Source organism: Mesorhizobium sp. B1-1-5 (assembly GCF_006443065.1).
GTDB lineage: Bacteria > Pseudomonadota > Alphaproteobacteria > Rhizobiales > Rhizobiaceae > Mesorhizobium.
This window is the reverse complement of sequence record NZ_VFWS01000050.1, coordinates 19064-35166: the sequence shown is the minus strand read 5'-3', so window position 1 is coordinate 35166 and position 16103 is coordinate 19064. Positions and strand designations below refer to the sequence as shown.

The following is a 16103-nucleotide window of genomic DNA, read 5'->3' as shown; positions in this document are numbered from 1 at the left end:
CGCCCTAGTATGACGAAGTGATGGCTTACGCCGCCTCCGCCCTACACTTGGCGCATACACCGCGAAACTCGATCACCGCCTTCTTGGCCGCAAATCCCGTCGAGCGCACCCATTCGTCCAGCCGGTGGCCGACATCGTGGTCGGACATCTCGGTCACCTGGCCGCAATTGTCGCAAATGGCGAACGCCGTCATCGAATGGCTGTGGTCGTGCGGCTCGGCGCAGGCGACGAAAGAGTTTAGGCTCTCGAGCCGATGCACGAAGCCGGACTTCACCAGCGTATCGAGCGCCCGGTAGACCTGCAGCGGCGCGCGGAAACCGCGCTCGCGCAGCTGGTCGAGCAAAGTATAGGCGCTGAGCGGCCCGCTGGACGCCTCGAGCTTCTCGAGCACGCAGAGCTGGTTCTTGGTCAGCGCATCTCTTGCCGTCATCTTGTTCGCCCAATCGACGCTCGCGGCAGATCTCGCATGCGAACGACTTCAATTCCCCTGAGATAACGACGAACGAGCGATTTTGCCACTGTTTCCGCAGCGCATCCCTTCCGGCGCGCGCCGGAAGGGATGGTTCGCCAGCTAGAGCATTTCACCGTTTCACGGAAACGGCGAAATGCCCTATCTCCTTGTTTTGATGCAATTCCGGGCGGAAAACCGCTCACACTTTTCCTGGAATTGCTCTAATCGCTACTTGCGTGGCGGCCCCTTGCGTTCGGCCGAAGCCGCCCAGAGATTGATGTCGGACTCACGGGCGTGGCTGTCGATCTCGGCGAGCTCGGCGTCGGAGAACTCGAGCGTCTTGAGCGCGCCGACGCAATCCTCGACCTGTTCCGGCCGGCTGGCCCCGATCAGCGCCGTGGTCACGCGGCCTTTGCGCAGAACCCAGGCCAGCGCCATCTGCGCCAAGGTCTGGCCGCGGCGGCCGGCAATGGCGTTGAGCGCCTTGATGTTGGCAATCGACTTGTCGTTGATGAAGGCCGGTCGCAAAGATTTGCCCTGGGATGCGCGGCTGCCGTCGGGAATGCCGCCGAGATATTTGTCGGTCAGCATGCCCTGCGCCAGCGGCGAGAACACGATCGAGCCGATGCCGAGCCCCTCCAGCGTGTCGAGCAACCCGTCCTCCTCGACCCAGCGGTTGAGCATCGAATAGCTCGGCTGGTGGATGAGGCAAGGGGTGCCGAGCTGGCGCAAAATGTCGGCTGCTTCCCGCGTGCGCTGCGAATTGTAGGACGAGATGCCGGCATAGAGCGCCTTGCCCGAGCGCACCGCGTGGTCGAGCGCGCCCATCGTTTCTTCGAGCGGCGTCTCGGGATCGAAACGGTGCGAATAGAAGATGTCGACATAGTCGAGCCCCATGCGCTTGAGGCTTTGGTCGAGGCTGGCCAGCACATATTTGCGGCTGCCCCATTCGCCGTACGGACCGGCCCACATCTCGTAGCCGGCCTTGGTCGAGATGATCATCTCGTCGCGATAGGCGGCGAAATCGGTGCGCAGAATCTCGCCGAACGCGGTTTCCGCCGAGCCGGGCGGCGGGCCGTAATTGTTGGCGAGATCGAAATGCGTGATGCCGAGGTCGAAGGCCTTGCGCACGATCGCCTGCTTGGTCCTGTGCGGCGTATCGTTGCCGAAATTGTGCCACAGCCCGAGCGAGATCGCCGGCAGCTTCAGGCCGGACCGTCCGCAGCGGTTATAGATCATCTTCTCGTAGCGGTTTTCGGCGGCGACATAGGGCATGGGAATCCTCGGGATCGAAACGGCGCGGCGACCACCGCCAGCCTGAATTGAATCGATGCTTGCCCCTAACCCTTACCCTCTCCCCGCCGGAACGGGGAGAGGGGGTTGCCACCTAAAGCGCGTCGCGATCTTTCAGATCGCTCCCTGCGCTTTAGGCTTTGATTTGCGCATGTCTTTGCCCCGAAACCGGTTCCCACTTTCGGGAGACATGCTTTACTTTTTCTTCGCCAGCAACGCCTTCGCGTCCTTGACGCCGAGCGCGGCCGGCCGCTCGCAGGTCGTCTGCATGGCGACATATTTGCCGCTTTCGCCGGAGCGCAGGATGCCGGTCATGACATCGACGGCGTGCAGCGCCAGCTCCATCGAGCAGCGGTGCGGCCGCCCTTCGGCAATCGCGATTGCCATGTCGGCAAGGCCGGCGGTCCGATAATTCGCCATCATGCCTTGGCCGTGCATCTCGTTCGGCACGCCGAACGGATGGTTCCACTTGGGCAGCTTCTTCACCGGCTTGGCCGAATCGGTGAAGCGTACATCGCCGCCGAAGAAATTCGGATCCGGCACGAAGACGGTGCCCAATTCGCCGTAGAGCTCCATCGGCGCGTGGCCATGGCTCCAGACGTCCCAGCTGGTGTTGAGCGTGATCACCGCGCCATTCGCGAATTCCAGCAGCGCATGGATGGTGGTCGGCGTGTTGACCGGGATCTTCTCGCCCGCGCGCGGCTTCGACGAGATCGTCCGCTCCTTAGCCGGCGTCGTTGCGAAGGCCGCCACCTGCTTCACCGGCCCGATCAGCTGGATCAGGTTGGTGACATAGTATGGCCCGATGTCGAGCACCGGACCGGCGCCCGGCTGGAAGAAGAAATCCGGATTGGGGTGCCAGTGCTCCATGCCGTGGCCCATCACATGGCAGGTGCCGCTGGTGATCGCGCCCAGCTTGCCGCTGTCGATGAGATCGCGGACCAGTTGGTGCGCGCCGCCGAGGAACGTGTCCGGCGCCGAACCGATGCGCAGGCCCTTCCTCTCGGCCCGTTTCTTGAGATCGAGCCCTTCCTCGATCGACAGCACGAACGGCTTTTCCGAATAGACATGCTTGCCGGCGTCGAGCACCGCTTTGGAGATTTCGTAATGCACGGCCGGAACCGTCAGGTTGACGATGATGTCGATCTCGTCGTCCTTGAGCAGGTCGTTGACCCCCTCGGCGCGCAGCTTGAACTCCTTCGCCCGCGCTTTCGCGGCCTCCATGTTGATATCCGCGCAGGCACGCATCTTGATGCCGCGGAACAGTGGCGCCAGCGAGAAATACGCCTTCGAGATGTTGCCGCAGCCGATGACGCCGATGCCAAGTTTGTCTGCCATTTCGATTACTCCTGCCAGCTCTTGGCTGCCGCGATCGAGCGGCGGGCATAGCGCTCGATGTCGTTGGGGTTGTCCTGCTCCATGACGAAATATTGCGCCGCGCTCTTGGCGCGCAACGTCTTGAACAGGCCCGCCCAGTCGATCGTGCCGTGACCGACATCGGACCAGCCGTCCTCGTCCAGTCCCTCGCCCGGCTTCGCCATGTCCTTGACGTGGACGGCAACGATCCGCTTGCCATGCTTCTCGATCCAGGGCAGCGGATCGGCGCCGCCGCGCACCACCCAGGCGACGTCCATTTCCCAGCCGATGTCGGGTGCTGCGGACAGGATGTGATCCTGCGGCAGCGAGCCGTCCGCAAGCGCCTTGAACTCGAAATCGTGGTTGTGCCAGGCAAAGCCGTAGCCGGCCTTTTCTGCCGTCTCGCCGACCTTGGCCAGGCGCTCGCCGAAGCCGCGCCAGCCGGCGGCGTCGGACGGGCGCTGATCGGGCATCAGATAGGGGCAGATCAGCAGCTTGATGCCGAGCGCGTCGGCGATCTTGCGCACGCCGTCGAAATCGTTCTCCAGCGCGTCGATCGAGAAATGCCCGGTCGGCATCGCAAGCCCGTTCTTGTCGAGCTCGGCGCGAAACGCCTTCGGGTCGTCATAGACGCCGCCAAAGCCTTCGACCTGGCTGTAGCCGAGCTCGCCGAGCATTTTCACCACGCCGTTCCATGGTTGAAAATTGCGAGCGCTGTAGAGTTGGAATGACCAGTTCATGTCCTGTCCGTTCTGCTTGGGGGATGGTTTTGGGCGTTAAAGGCGGCTGTCGGTTTGAGCGTCGAAGAGCGAGGCGCGCGCCGGATCGAAGCCGATGCGGATCGCTTCGCCGTTGCGCAGCGTCTTGTCGGCTTCGACGCGGAAGGAGATGATCTGGCCGGCGAGCTTCGTCCACACCAGCGTATCGGACCCCATCGGGTCGACGATCTCGACCGTCGATTCGGCCGTAAACGGCATCGCCTTGGCGGCATCGCCGAAGGCGATGTGCTCGGGCCGGATGCCGAACACGCAGGACTTGGCCGTGCGGCCACCATCGCCCTCGAACTGATAGCGGTCGAGCGGCACGGAAACGCCATCGCCCTTGAACGTCGGCGTGGCGCCCGTCTCCAGCTCCCCTTTGAGAAAATTCATCGCCGGCGAGCCGAGGAAACCGGCGACGAAGCGGTTGACCGGGCGGTTGTAGATGGTCTGCGGCGCATCGAGCTGCTGGATGACGCCGCCCTTCATCACCGCGATGCGGTCGGCGAGCGTCATCGCCTCGATCTGGTCGTGGGTGACGTAGATCATGGTGTTTTCGAGCTTGCGGTGCAAAAGCTTGATCTCGACGCGCAGTTCGGCCCGCAGCTTGGCATCGAGATTGGAGAGCGGCTCGTCGAACAGGAAGACGTCTACGTCGCGCACCAGTGCCCGCCCGATCGCTACGCGCTGGCGCTGGCCGCCGGAGAGCGCCGAGGGCTTGCGCTGCAACAGCGGCTCGATCTGCAGGATCTCGGCGGCGCGCGCGATGCGCTTGGCGATCTCGTCCTTGGCCACGCCGGCAACGCGCAGGCCGAAGGAAAGGTTCTTCTCGACCGTCATCTGCGGATAAAGCGCGTAGGACTGGAAGACCATGCCGATGCCGCGGTCCTTCGGCTCCTCCCAGGTGACGTTCTTGCCTTTGATGAAGATACGGCCTTCCGAAATGTCGAGCAGGCCGGCGATGCAGTTGAGCAAGGTGGATTTGCCGCAGCCGGACGGTCCCAGAAGCACGATGAACTCGCCCTCGGCGACGTCGAGATTGAGCGTCTTCAGCACCGACATCACACCGAAATTGAGCGACAGGTCCTGGATCGAAACGCTGGGATTGGCGATTGCCGCTGCCATCATCATCCTTTCACCGCGCCGGCAGCGATGCCGCGCACGAAGAGCTTGCCGGAAATGAAATAGACGACGAGCGGCACAAGGCCGGTCAGGATGGTGGCCGCCATGTTGACATTGTACTCCTTCACGCCTTGCACCGAATTGACGATGTTGTTGAGCTGCACCGTCATCGGATAGGTGTCGGGGCGCGTGTAGACGACGCCGAACAGGAAGTCGTTCCAGATGCCGGTGACCTGCAGAATGATGGCGACGACGAAGATCGGCAGCGACATCGGCAGCATGATGCGCAGATAAATGCCCCAGAAACCGGCGCCGTCGACGCGCGCCGCGCGGAACAGTTCCTCCGGCATCGACGTGAAATAGTTGCGGAACAAGAGCGTCAGGATCGGCATGCCGAAGATCGAATGCACGATCACAAGGCCGGTCAGCGTGCCGTATATGCCGATCTCGCGCAGGATGATGACGATCGGGTAGATCATCACCTGGTAGGGGATGAAGGCACCGACGATCAGGATGATGAAGAAGGTGTCGGCGCCCTTGAAGCGCCAGTTGGCCAAGGCATAGCCGTTCACCGATGCGATCGCGATCGACAGCAGCACCGAAGGCACGGTGATGCGCACCGAATTCCAGAAACCGCGCGAGAGCCCGTCGCAGTTGAGGCCGGTGCAGGCGGTCGCCCAGGCTTTCACCCAGGGTTCGAAGGTGATTTCCACCGGCGGCGAGAAGATGTTGCCGAGGCGGATTTCCGGCATGCCCTTCAGCGACGTGACGATCATCACGTAGAGCGGCAAAAGGTAATAGAGCGCCACGACGATCAGCGTGCCGTAGAGGAAGATGTTGCGGCGCGAGAGCGCATGCCGCGGCTTCGCTCCGGCGGGCCCGGCGTCGTCGCGCGGAAGGACGCCCGCATCGGACGGGGAGGCAGCGACATCAACCACGCCGGCGGCCTCCGAATTCGAGATAGGCCCATGGCACGATGACGATCATCACCGAGAGCAGCATCATGGTCGAGGCGGCGAAACCCTGGCCGAGATTCTGGGCGAAGAACATGTAGTCGTAGACGTATTTTGCCGGCACTTCGGAGGCGATGCCCGGCCCGCCGCTGGTCTGCGCCACGACGAGATCATAGACCTTGACGATGCCGGCGGCGATGATGACCAGCGTGGTGATGAAGACCGGCCGCATCATCGGGATGACGATGAACAGGTAGGTCTTCCACATCGGGATGCCGTCCACCCGCGCGGCCTTCCATATGTCTTCGTCGATGCCGCGCAGGCCGGCAAGCATCAGGCACATGATCAGCCCCGTGCCCTGCCAGAGCGCGGCGATGGAAATGCCGTAGATGACGATGCTGGAATTATAGAGCGGGTCGAAGCTGAAGCTCGTCCAGCCGAGATCGCGCACGACGCGCTGGATGCCGAAATCCGGGTTGAGCAGCCATTGCCAGACCAGCCCGGTGACGATGAAGGACAGCGCGAACGGATAGAGGAAGATGGTGCGGAACGTATCTTCGAAGCGGATCTTCTGGTCGAGGAGCGCCGCCAGGACGAAGCCGATCACCAGTGAGAACACCAGCGAGATCACGCCGTAGATCAAAAGGTTTTCGATCGAGATCAGCCAGCGCGGCGTCGCCCACAACCGGTGATACTGGTCGAGCCCGACGAAGTTGAGCCGTGGCAGCAGCTTCGAATTGGTGAAGGAGTAGAGAACCGTCCACGCCGTGCCGCCGACGAACACCACAAGCGCGGTGAGCACCATCGGAATCGATGCGATCTTCGCATTGAGGTTACGGAAAAGCTGGTTGGGGCGTTCGCTATTGCTCATCTGGACAGCCGGGCTGGGGCAATGAGGACATCATGCTCCCAACCCCCGATAGGCAGGGGCCGGGAGCTGGCTGGGCGCCGGTAAATCAATCGGCCGAAGCGATGATGGCGGCGAAGCGCTTCTGCGCTTCTTCGACTGTCATGTCCGGCTTGGCGAAAAACTCGGAGAACAGGTCCTCCTTCTGCTTCTGGCTGTCCTGCGAAAGCAGTTGGTCCGTCCACGGCATGACGGCGCCCTTGGCGAGGATGGCGAGGCCCTTCTTCATGCAGTCGTTCGCCGCGTTGAGGTCGACGTCGCCACGCACCGGCAGCGAGCCCTTCTTGAGATTGAAGGCGACTTGCGTCTTCGGATCGAGCAGCGTCTCGGCCAGCACCTCCTGGGCCTTGGACTTGTCGGCATCTTTCAGCAGCGGGAAGTAGAAGGCGTCGCCGCCGGTGGCGATGACTTCGTTCAGGCCGAGGCCGGGCAGGCAGGTATAGTCCTTGCCGGCCGTCTTGCCGGCAACCTGGAACTCGCCCTGCGCCCAGTCGCCCATGATCTGGCCGGCGGCCTTGCCGGTGATGACCAGATTGGTGGCCTGGTTCCAGTCCTGCACATTGGTGTTCTTGGCCATCTTGCGGGCGTCGTCAGCCGCCTTGAACACCTTTGCAATCTCCGGGCCTGCCGCGAAGGTGGCATCCTTGTCCTTGTAGACCTTGAGGAACGTGTCGGTGCCCCCGGTCGCGGCCATCAGCACGTCGAAGGCGCCCGAGGCTTGCCAGGCCTGTCCGCCGACCGCGAGCGGAATGATGCCCGCCTTTTCGAGCGCCGGCGCATCCGCCACTAGTTCGTTCCAGTCCTTCGGCACTGGCAGGCCGGCCTTCTGGAAGGCCTCGTTGGACAGCCACAGCCATTGCCAGGAATGGATGTTGACCGGCACGCAATAGATCTTGCCGTCGATGGTGCAGCTATCGAGCAGGCTCTTCGGCCGCACGATCTCCGTCCACTTGTCCTTGGTGGCGATATCGGTGAGGTCGCGCATCAGCCCGGCCTGCACCAGTTCCTCCGCCTGGCGGCCGTGGTTGAACTGGGTGGCGCCCATTGGATCGCCGCCGGTGATGCGGCTGATCATGATCGGCCGTGCCGTGCCGCCGGAGCCTGCGATGGCGCCGTCGACCCAGTGGTTGCCCGTCGCGTCGAATGCCTTGGCAAGCTCGGCCACCGCCGCCGCCTCGCCGCCGGAAGTCCACCAATGGGTGACTTCCAGGTCGGTCGCGGCCGCCGGGCCGGCGAAGTTGAGCGCAACTGTCGCGGCAAAGGCGGCAGTCAGGATTTTGTATCGCATTTCGGCTCCTCCCAGAATCTGAAACGTTACAGATTTTCGATACGGCAAATGATCCGCCTAGGCAACCCCTCGCCTTAAGGCCGGTCAAGATTTTTTCGCGGCGCGAACAAAATCTTTTTTCCGAGGCGGCAATGCCGGTGTCGGATCAGACGATTGGTGCAAGAAGCAGGCTCGGACCGATATTTCTTTGTGATTCCAGCGAGCTTCGGCCCCTCTCCGCATCTGTGATTCAGAGGGTTCGATCTCGCCGGTCGATCACGAAGATTGGCAATCTGTAACGTTTCAGTATATTGAGCCGAGCCGCAAACTGAAGGTCGCGCAAATGTCACCGCCGCACGATTGCCGGTCGGCCCCGCGACTGCTATGCGCCTGACGGGCGGGACGATGGATAGACGGATAACGAAGAAGGGCGACGACGACACGTCGGGCAAGGAACGGCCGACGCTGAAGACGCTTGCCTTCATGACCGGGCTGGGCGTCACGACGGTCTCGCGCGCGCTGAAGGATGCGCCCGAGATCGGCGCCGAGACAAGGCGCCGCGTCCAGCTCGTCGCCAAGCAGATCGGCTATCGCCCGAACCGCGCCGGCGTACGCTTGAGAACCGGCAAGACCAACGTGATATCGCTTGTGCTGAACACCGAGCACGAGCTCATGAGCTTCGTCTCGGACATCATCTACGGCGTCACCGAGGTGATCGCAGACACGCAATACCATCTGATCGTCACGCCCTATTCGCGCTCGCAGGATCCGCTGGACCCGGTGCGCTACCTGGTCGAGACGGGCTCGGCCGACGGCGTCATCATCTCGCGCACCCAGCCCAACGATCCACGGGCGCGCTATATGCTGGAGCGCGGCATTCCTTTCGCCACGCATGGCCGCACCGACATGGGGCTGGTGCATCCCTATCACGACTTCGACAATTACGCCTTTGCCGGCGAAGCCGTCCGCTACCTCGCCGGCAGGGGCCGCAACCGGCTTGCCCTGGTGACGCCTCCGGTCGGCCTCACCTATCACGGCCATACGGTCGCCGGCTTTGCCGATGCGCTGAGCGAGGTGGGTGCCAGCGAGGTGCCGTTCAACACCGTCTCCATCGATCAGTCGATCGAGCAGATCAGGATGCGGACCGCGCAATTGATGCGGCGCAAGGACCGTCCGGACGGCTTCGTCAGCAGCGCCGCCGCCGCGACGCTCGCCATCGTGGCCGGCATCGAGGACGCCGGGCTGAAGCTCGGCCGCGACGTCGACGTGGTGTCGAAACAATCGTCGGAACTGCTGCATCTGTTCCGGCGGGAACTGCTCGTCGTCAACGAGAATTTCCGGCTCGCCGGCTCCGAGCTCGCCCGCGCCGTGCTCGGCTGGATCGGCGGCGCCGATCCAGGCACGCTGCAATCGCTCAGCACGCCGAGCGAGGTTTTGCCTTACCGAGGTTAGTTATGGTCCCTGACCAAATGATTTTCGCCGGGTTGCGACTACGGCGGAGATTGGCCGAAGCCCCTGAACTTCGTCATCCACGGGCGGAGCGGGAGCGAAGCGGACGCGCAGACCCGAGGATCCATTCCGTGAATTCCGAGAGCTGCAGCGGTGCAGATAATGGTGCCATCGGAGCGCTTTTCTGGGCCGCAGTATTCTGTGGCAAACGTGACGGCATGGATCCTCGGGTCTGCGCCGCGTCGCTTCGCTCCTTGCTTCGCCCGTGGATGACGACGGGAGAGTCGCCCCACGGCTCGGCGCGAGCCAAGTCTAGGCGGCGCCACTCCCCCATGGGCCATGAAACGCCCCCTCTTCCCCGATGCGCTCGAAGCCGTGCGCGCCGAAGAAGTCGCGCTGCGCCTGGATCAGGTTCGAGGTGCCGCGTCCTTGGCGGTAGCTGTCGAAATAGGCGAGCGCCGACGACAGTGCCGGCACCGGCGAGCCGGCTTCGGAGGCGCGCGCCACGATGCGCCTCAGCGACGGATGCGCCTCCTTCATCATGGCGATGAAAGCCGGCGCCATCAGCAGATTGGTGGAAGCGCCGCCCGAACCGAAGGCCTCGGCCATCGTGTCAAGCATCTGCGAGCGGATGATGCAGCCGGCGCGCCAGATCTTGGCGATGGTCGGCATGGGCAGGTTCCAGTTGAATTCCTTGGAAGCGCCGCTCATCACCGCGAAACCTTGTGCGTAAGCCGCGATCTTGCCGGCGAACAATGCCAGCTCCAGGTCCTTGAGCAGCGCGCCCCTGTCGCCGGAAATCTTCTCGACGCCGATTTTGCCGTAGGCCTTTTCCGCCGCCTGCCGCTCATCCTTGATCGAGGACAGCACGCGCGCCGCGACCGCCGCCTCGATCGCCGTCGCCGGAATGCCGAGCTGCTGCGCTTCGATGACCGACCATTTGCCGGTGCCCTTCTGCCCGGCACGGTCGAGGATGACGTCGGCAACCGGCTTGCCGGTCTTGGGATCGTCGGCGGCGAGAACTTTTGCGGTGATCTCGATAAGGTATGAGTTGAGCCGGCCTTTGTTCCATTCTTCGAAGACCTTGCCGATTTCCTTCGGCGCCATGCCGAGGCCGTCGCGCAAGATGCCGTAGATCTCGGCGATCATCTGCATGTCGGCATATTCGATGCCGTTGTGGATGGTCTTGACGAAATGGCCGGCGCCGTCGGTGCCGAGCCAGGCGGCGCAGGGCTCGTCCTTGAACTTGGCCGAGATCGCCGTCAGCACTTTCTCGACGCGCTTCCAGGACTCTTCCGTGCCGCCGACCATGATCGAGGGGCCGTGCCGCGCGCCCTCCTCGCCGCCCGATACGCCCATGCCGATGAAGGTCAGGCCCGAGCCGGACAGCTCTGAGAAGCGGCGCATCGTATCGCGGAAATTGGCGTTCCCGGCATCGACGACGATGTCGTTGGCCGACAGCACGCAGCCCAGCGCCGCGATCTGCTCGTCGACCGGCTTGCCGGCCAGCACCATGATGATGATCGGCCGCGGCGGCCGGATCGCAGCGGCGAGCTCCTCCAGGCTGTAGCAGGGAACGACCATGTCCCTCAGCGAACCGGCACTATCGACAAAGGCGTCGGTGCGCGATGGCGTGCGGTTGAAGACGGCGATGCGGTGCCCGTGCTCGGCGATGTTGAGCGCCAGGTTGGAACCCATCGTGCCAAGGCCGATCAGGCCGATTTCGGCTTTTTCCATCGTTTCTTCCCTGCGTTCGGATGCTTGTTGTGGGTTGCGTCCCGGAGAACGCCTTTCCCAGATGAATGACGGGCCTTGGCGGCGGCGTCAACCGTCTCGCAGAATTGTATCGAGGTCGGTGAGACCGAGGGTGAAGACTGAGGGCGAATGGTGAATGGTGAATAGTGAAATGGACAGGCGAACGTCGTCGCGACGCGGAAGCGAAAATCGCCTGCTATTCACCATTCACTATTCACCATTCACTCTCAATTTCACTCTGCGCGGATATCGATTGGCGCCTCGATCTTCACCACCTCGAAGTCCGAAACGAGAATATCGAGCCGGGCGTTCCAGCGGCCAGGGAACGGGATGACGAGATTGTCGATACGCCAGGTGCCGTCGCCGGACTTTCTCGCCGGCCGCTTGATCGGCTCGATGCCGGAATCCGGCTTGGAAAGCACCAGCGTCACCTCCTTGGCGTCGAGTGGTCCGAAATCGCCGGTCATGATCATCATCGAAGCGGCGACCTCGCCGGCATGGCCCGGCGTGATGCTGAGATCGGCCATCGCCTTCAGCGTGTGGATGTGGATCGAAACCGGCTGCGCGGCGGCGATCGCCAGCGCGCGTGGCGGCGGGGTGAAGCGCCAGCCGGCGGCGACGCCGAAGATGGCAAGCACGATGACCACCTCGATGCCGATCGAGCGCACCATCCGCCGCTGCACCTCGGTGTCGCCGGCCACGGCCGGCGCCGTCAACGTCCAGCGGTTGATGGCGGCAAGCGTGAAAAGGAAAAGCAGCAGAGCGAGCTTGAGCAGCAGCAGCCGGCCATAAGCGGTATGGATCAACGCTGCCGGCTGCTGCACCTGGATGATCGCCAGCACGATGCCGCTGGCGGCAAGGACAGCCACGACTGGCAGTATCGCGCGCGAGAAGCGCCGCAGGAAAGCCTTCGCTTCCGCCGGCTGCTGCCGCAGCGCGAGGCCGAGCGGCGCCAGCGAACCGGCCCAGAAGGCGATTGCGGTGCCGTGCAGGAACACCAGCGGCCGCGTCAGCCATTGCGGTTCGGCGGCGCTGGCGTGGCCGCTGACAGCGAGGGCGGCGCCGACGCCGAGCAGTGCTGCGCTTGCCGAGAGCTTGCGAAGGCCTGACGGACCGGCAAAGGAAAGCAGCGCGAGACCGAGCGCGATCAGGCCGATCAGCACAGTCCAGACGAAGCTCGTCTCCAGAGAGGTCTTCCAGACTGTCGGCGCCGCAAACCGGGCGAGCGGGGCGCCGAGCCCGTCCAGCCCCTGCAGCCCAAGCGACACCGGCGCCGCGACGAGGCCGAAGAGCAGTGCCGCGGCGACAAAGCGCTGGCCACGGCGCCGGTCCTCGGCGAGCCAGGCAAGTGCGAACGCGCCGCCGATGCCGAGAAAAAGCCCGGCATAGAGAAACAGCTTGCCGAGCCAGATCGCTGCCCGCAGCGTCCAGTCGACGGCCTCACCCGCCACTGGTGCCGCGCTTGGCGCGCCCATGGAAAACAGCGCCGAGCCGCCGACCGGATGACCGTCGACCGAAACGACCCGCCAACTCAGCACATGCGTGCCGGATTTGAGCGCTTCGGGATTGTCGATCTCGACCGTCTGGTCCTTGAGACGGAAGGATGTCAGCGCAAGCTGCGAGCCGTCCGGCCGCACAAGCGTCAGCACCAGCGGCGAGACGGGCTCGCTGAAGGTCAGCGAGAATTTGCCGGGACTTTGCGTCAGCACGGCGCCGTCAGCCGGGTCGGTCGCGACCAGCGCGGCATGCGCCAAAGCGCGGCCGGGCACGACGAGCAGCGCCATCGCCACGAGCATTGCCGCCAGCCAGACAAGCGAGCCGGCAAGCATGCGGTTCATCGAGGAAGGCAGTGCTGCGTTCATGCCGTCATAACTGGAAATGTTGGCGCATCCCGAGGGAGCGCGCCAACAGAGATCATTTCTTCGGCAGCAATTTGATGCCGGGCGCAGGCGTTTCCAAGGCGTCCTCATCCTGGCCCGCCGCCGGGATCTCGATCCAGCGCTCGGCGGCATCGCCGCATTCCTGCACCACCGGGAAATAGAGCATCTGGCCGGCCGGCAGATCGGCGGCCAGCGAGGCGCGGAAGACGAATTCGTCATAGAATTCGTCGGGCAGATTGCCGCCGCTCCAGTCGACTTCCTTCACGCCGGTGGTCAAGGTCTCGCCATAGAGCTGGTAGGATTTCTCGTATTTGCCCTTCTTGACCTGCAGCGTCCAGCCGGGCTTGGGCATCGGCTTCACCGCGATGACGCCTTCGGGTATCTGCACGCGCACGACGGTCGTTGCCTTGCCCTCGCAGCCATGCGGCACGCGCAAGACGGCCTTGTAGGTCGAGCCGACGGCCGCTTCCTGCGTTTCGAGCGTGATGTGGGCGAGCGCGGCATTGGTCCCGAGCGCGCAAAGCGCGCCCGCCGCCAAAAGATACTTGTTCATGAATTGTCCCTCTGATTTCGAATTGGGCGGATTATTCGGCGTGATCCATGTCGCCCATATCGCCACTCCCCGTCTCGCCCATGCCTCCGACGGCGAACTCGACGGTGACGCTGCCGGCCTTCTCGAAGGTCAGCGTCGCGGGGAATTTCTCGCCCTGCTTCGGCTGCCGCTTCAGGCCGGTGAACATCAGGTGGTAGGCGCCCGGCGTCAGCGCGACCTTGCCGCCGGCAGGGATCTCCAACCCGCCCTCGACCGGCCGCATGGTCATGACGCCGTCCTTGACGCCCATCTGATGCAGTTCGGCCTTGTCGGAGATGTCGGAGGAGATCGACAGCAGCCGGTCCGGCGCGCTGCCCTTGTTGATCACGGTGAAATAGCCGCCGGCCACCTTGGCGCCCGGCGGCGTCGCCCGCGACCAGGGATGCTCGATCTCGAGATCGCCAATCTTGAACTCATGCGCCAGGGCGGCGGGAATGCAGGCCAAGAGAAGAAAAAGGCTGAGCACGGCAAGGCCAACGCGCAGCTGGAGGTGAAACGGCGGCGCGCCGCGAAGGGCGAAGGCTTGCGCCTTGGGAAGAAGATTGGACATGGTTGCTCCATGAGTACGGGATCGCGCCGGAATGCGGCCGCGAACAGTCTGATCTTTGGATGAATGGGCCCGCGAAACGTTCCGCGGATCAGACCATCGCCGGCGGCGCGCGCGGATTGGCCGGAGAGCGGTCGCGGGCGAAATCCTGGTGCCGGAAGGCCGGAAGCTGGAAGGCGACGGCCTCGAAAAGCCGGGTCCTGGCCAGCGCGCCGGCTTCCGGCGGCGGCAGATGCGCCGCCGTAACCATGTTGCAGCCGAGCGAGCAGCAGGCCGGCAGATGCTGCTGGTGGGGATCGCCGCCGGGGAGTTTTACGGCCCCTTCATGCGTGCAGATGACGTTGCCGAAGGCGTCGAGCTGCGAAGGCGCGCCGAAGGCGAAAGCGCCGAGAGAGGACTGAAGCAATAGAAGCAGCGCCGCGACGAACGCGGCCGGCATGCTCCTTCGTCTCAGCCGGATATCCAACGCAAAGCCTCTCCCGGAAACGCCTCGACGGTAGCACGCGGAATGCGCGCGGGAAATCGGCAAAACCGCGCTGCGGCAACGCGGCGCGATGGGTCGTTGTGGATCGCGGCCCGCCTATCAGGCGGGCTGCATCTGCCGCCCTTCAGGAATGGAGGTCAGAAGCGTCTGGCGCGCCGACTTCAGGTGCTTGCGACAGGCGGCGTCCACCTTGCCGGGATCACGCGATTTCAGCGCCGCGATGTAAGCGAGATGCTCCTGAATAGCGACCTCGTTGCGCTGGCGCTCCTCAGCCTTGTTCCACTGATAGTGGTAGTGGAAGATCATCGCGATGACATCGTAGAAGTCGACGATAAAGCGATTGTGCGAGGCGCGGTGGATCAGCCGGTGGAAGCGCTCGTCGAGCTCGGAGAATTCGTTGAAGCGCGTGGCGATTTCGCTGGCGAGCTGGCGATGCTCGAGCTCCAGCCGGTCAAGATCGGCCCATACCGCGCTATCTTCCGGCAGCGCGGCGAAAGCCGCCGCCGAACGCAGCTCGAAAATCTCGCGGATCTCGGTCAGCTCCAGCGCGAAGGCGCGCGTGAAACCCTTCAGCACCCAGTGGCTGTTGCGCCGCTTCTCGATCAGCCCGAAGCGCGAGAAGCGGATCAGGAATTCGCGCACGCTGGTGGTGCCGACGCCGATCTCGCGCGCCAGCTCCAGCTCGTTGATCTGCATGCCGGCTTCCGCGCCCCCCGCAAGCAGGCGACGCATGAAGGAGCGCTCGATGATCTCCGCCAGCGAGTCGGTCTCCTCCTCGGGGAAGAAATCCTCTGGCCGCGGCGCCCTGAGCACCGTCTTGTTGCGCTTGTTCCAGTCGATCAGCCCGGTTTCTTCCATGCGCGCAAGGATGCTGCGCACCGTGGTGCGGCTGACGCCGAGCAGCGTGCCGAGTTCCGGTTCCGACGGCAGACTCTTGGTCTCGTCGAGCAGCCGCAGACAGCGGTTATAGGCGTCTTTGTAGACATTGTTGCTTTTCGACATGCCCCTTATCCCCCAACGCTTGCGGCGGCCTGCCGGAAACGCGATATGGTCGGTGTTCCTAGAGCAGTTCAGCGTTTCTCGGAATCGCCGAACTGCGCCAAATCTTTGTTTCTGCGCAATTCCGGACGGAAAGCCGCTACGCACTTTTCCTGGAATTGCTCTGGCGCAAGCCTCCGAAAAGCGGAACGTTTTTCGCCGGCTTGCCAAACGGGCGGCGCTGGCGTCCAAAAGACGAGCGCCAACCGAGCGAAAAAACAATTGACGCAAAATTGTTTTTTCCCGATAAA

At 63.6% G+C, this 16103-nt stretch carries 15 protein-coding genes; 1 reads left to right on the top strand and 14 read right to left on the bottom strand.

The genetic code is table 11. The features are described from left to right. Positions 1-25 precede the first annotated feature (25 nt). From FJ980_RS16705 to FJ980_RS16670, 8 genes are all read right to left on the bottom strand, one after another. Positions 26-430, bottom strand: coding sequence for a Fur family transcriptional regulator (locus FJ980_RS16705; protein ID WP_042640862.1), 405 nt, complete (start codon positions 428-430; stop codon positions 26-28). A 249-nt stretch (positions 431-679) separates the two neighbouring features. Continuing rightward, the gene (gene mgrA / locus FJ980_RS16700; protein WP_140544564.1) at positions 680-1726 is read right to left on the bottom strand and encodes an L-glyceraldehyde 3-phosphate reductase; all 1047 of its coding nucleotides are present in this window, start codon (positions 1724-1726) and stop codon (positions 680-682) included. 213 nt (positions 1727-1939) lie between these two features. Next, positions 1940-3082, bottom strand: coding sequence for a Gfo/Idh/MocA family oxidoreductase (locus FJ980_RS16695; RefSeq protein ID WP_140544562.1), 1143 nt, complete (start codon positions 3080-3082; stop codon positions 1940-1942). Positions 3083-3087: 5 nt separating this feature from the next. Further along, positions 3088-3840 carry a sugar phosphate isomerase/epimerase gene (locus FJ980_RS16690; protein WP_140544560.1) on the bottom strand — a complete coding sequence of 251 codons (753 nt, stop codon included), beginning with the start codon at positions 3838-3840 and terminating at the stop codon, positions 3088-3090. Between the two features lie 36 nt (positions 3841-3876). Then, positions 3877-4986 carry an ABC transporter ATP-binding protein gene (locus FJ980_RS16685; protein WP_181181227.1) on the bottom strand — a complete coding sequence of 370 codons (1110 nt, stop codon included), beginning with the start codon at positions 4984-4986 and terminating at the stop codon, positions 3877-3879. Then, positions 4986-5918, bottom strand: a complete 933-nt coding sequence (locus FJ980_RS16680) for a carbohydrate ABC transporter permease (RefSeq protein WP_140544558.1) — start codon at positions 5916-5918, stop codon at positions 4986-4988. Before FJ980_RS16680 ends, FJ980_RS16685 begins: the two co-directional genes overlap by 1 nt. Then, on the bottom strand, positions 5911-6804 hold the full coding sequence (locus FJ980_RS16675) for a sugar ABC transporter permease (RefSeq protein WP_140544557.1): 894 nt from the start codon (positions 6802-6804) through the stop codon (positions 5911-5913). Before FJ980_RS16675 ends, FJ980_RS16680 begins: the two co-directional genes overlap by 8 nt. A gap of 85 nt (positions 6805-6889) precedes the next feature. Further along, positions 6890-8128 (bottom strand): ABC transporter substrate-binding protein, encoded by a 1239-nt coding sequence (locus FJ980_RS16670; protein ID WP_140544555.1) that lies wholly within the window; start codon positions 8126-8128, stop codon positions 6890-6892. A 384-nt stretch (positions 8129-8512) separates the two neighbouring features. Here FJ980_RS16670 and FJ980_RS16665 point away from each other — a divergent pair, with 384 nt between their 5' ends. Next, complete coding sequence (locus tag FJ980_RS16665) at positions 8513-9559, top strand: LacI family transcriptional regulator (protein WP_140544553.1); 1047 nt, start codon at positions 8513-8515, stop codon at positions 9557-9559. Positions 9560-9868: 309 nt separating this feature from the next. Here the strand turns inward: FJ980_RS16665 and gndA are convergent, their stop codons facing one another. The 6 genes from gndA to FJ980_RS16630 all read right to left on the bottom strand — a co-directional run bounded on the left by gndA (position 9869) and on the right by FJ980_RS16630 (position 15816). Then, entirely contained in the window at positions 9869-11356 is a 1488-nt protein-coding gene (gndA, locus tag FJ980_RS16655; protein ID WP_281406332.1) for an NADP-dependent phosphogluconate dehydrogenase, read from the bottom strand. Between the two features lie 188 nt (positions 11357-11544). Next, the gene (locus tag FJ980_RS16650) at positions 11545-13173 is read right to left on the bottom strand and encodes a copper resistance CopC/CopD family protein (RefSeq protein WP_140544547.1); all 1629 of its coding nucleotides are present in this window, start codon (positions 13171-13173) and stop codon (positions 11545-11547) included. A 52-nt stretch (positions 13174-13225) separates the two neighbouring features. After that, the gene (locus FJ980_RS16645; RefSeq protein WP_140544545.1) at positions 13226-13744 is read right to left on the bottom strand and encodes a YcnI family protein; all 519 of its coding nucleotides are present in this window, start codon (positions 13742-13744) and stop codon (positions 13226-13228) included. A 31-nt stretch (positions 13745-13775) separates the two neighbouring features. Further along, positions 13776-14333, bottom strand: a complete 558-nt coding sequence (locus FJ980_RS16640) for a copper chaperone PCu(A)C (protein WP_140544543.1) — start codon at positions 14331-14333, stop codon at positions 13776-13778. Between the two features lie 88 nt (positions 14334-14421). Then, a complete protein-coding gene (locus FJ980_RS16635; protein WP_140544541.1) occupies positions 14422-14769 on the bottom strand; it encodes a hypothetical protein in 348 nt (115 codons plus the stop codon). Between the two features lie 144 nt (positions 14770-14913). Continuing rightward, positions 14914-15816 (bottom strand): GntR family transcriptional regulator, encoded by a 903-nt coding sequence (locus FJ980_RS16630; protein ID WP_140544539.1) that lies wholly within the window; start codon positions 15814-15816, stop codon positions 14914-14916. Positions 15817-16103 lie beyond the last annotated feature (287 nt).

Bases quoted from the DNA above. Each gene is read 5' to 3' on its own strand.
- FJ980_RS16695 (WP_140544562.1), bottom strand. From the start codon at position 3,082: ATGGCAGACAAACTTGGCATCGGCGTCATCGGCTGCGGCAACATCTCG.
- FJ980_RS16645 (WP_140544545.1), bottom strand. From the start codon at position 13,744: ATGAACAAGTATCTTTTGGCGGCGGGCGCGCTTTGCGCGCTCGGGACC.
- FJ980_RS16640 (WP_140544543.1), bottom strand. From the start codon at position 14,333: ATGTCCAATCTTCTTCCCAAGGCGCAAGCCTTCGCCCTTCGCGGCGCG.
- FJ980_RS16650 (WP_140544547.1), bottom strand. From the start codon at position 13,173: ATGAACGCAGCACTGCCTTCCTCGATGAACCGCATGCTTGCCGGCTCG.
- FJ980_RS16685 (WP_181181227.1), bottom strand. From the start codon at position 4,986: ATGATGGCAGCGGCAATCGCCAATCCCAGCGTTTCGATCCAGGACCTG.
- mgrA (WP_140544564.1), bottom strand. From the start codon at position 1,726: ATGCCCTATGTCGCCGCCGAAAACCGCTACGAGAAGATGATCTATAAC.
- FJ980_RS16635 (WP_140544541.1), bottom strand. From the start codon at position 14,769: ATGCCGGCCGCGTTCGTCGCGGCGCTGCTTCTATTGCTTCAGTCCTCT.
- FJ980_RS16705 (WP_042640862.1), bottom strand. From the start codon at position 430: ATGACGGCAAGAGATGCGCTGACCAAGAACCAGCTCTGCGTGCTCGAG.
- FJ980_RS16665 (WP_140544553.1), top strand. From the start codon at position 8,513: ATGGATAGACGGATAACGAAGAAGGGCGACGACGACACGTCGGGCAAG.
- FJ980_RS16670 (WP_140544555.1), bottom strand. From the start codon at position 8,128: ATGCGATACAAAATCCTGACTGCCGCCTTTGCCGCGACAGTTGCGCTC.
- FJ980_RS16675 (WP_140544557.1), bottom strand. From the start codon at position 6,804: ATGAGCAATAGCGAACGCCCCAACCAGCTTTTCCGTAACCTCAATGCG.
- FJ980_RS16690 (WP_140544560.1), bottom strand. From the start codon at position 3,840: ATGAACTGGTCATTCCAACTCTACAGCGCTCGCAATTTTCAACCATGG.
- FJ980_RS16630 (WP_140544539.1), bottom strand. From the start codon at position 15,816: ATGTCGAAAAGCAACAATGTCTACAAAGACGCCTATAACCGCTGTCTG.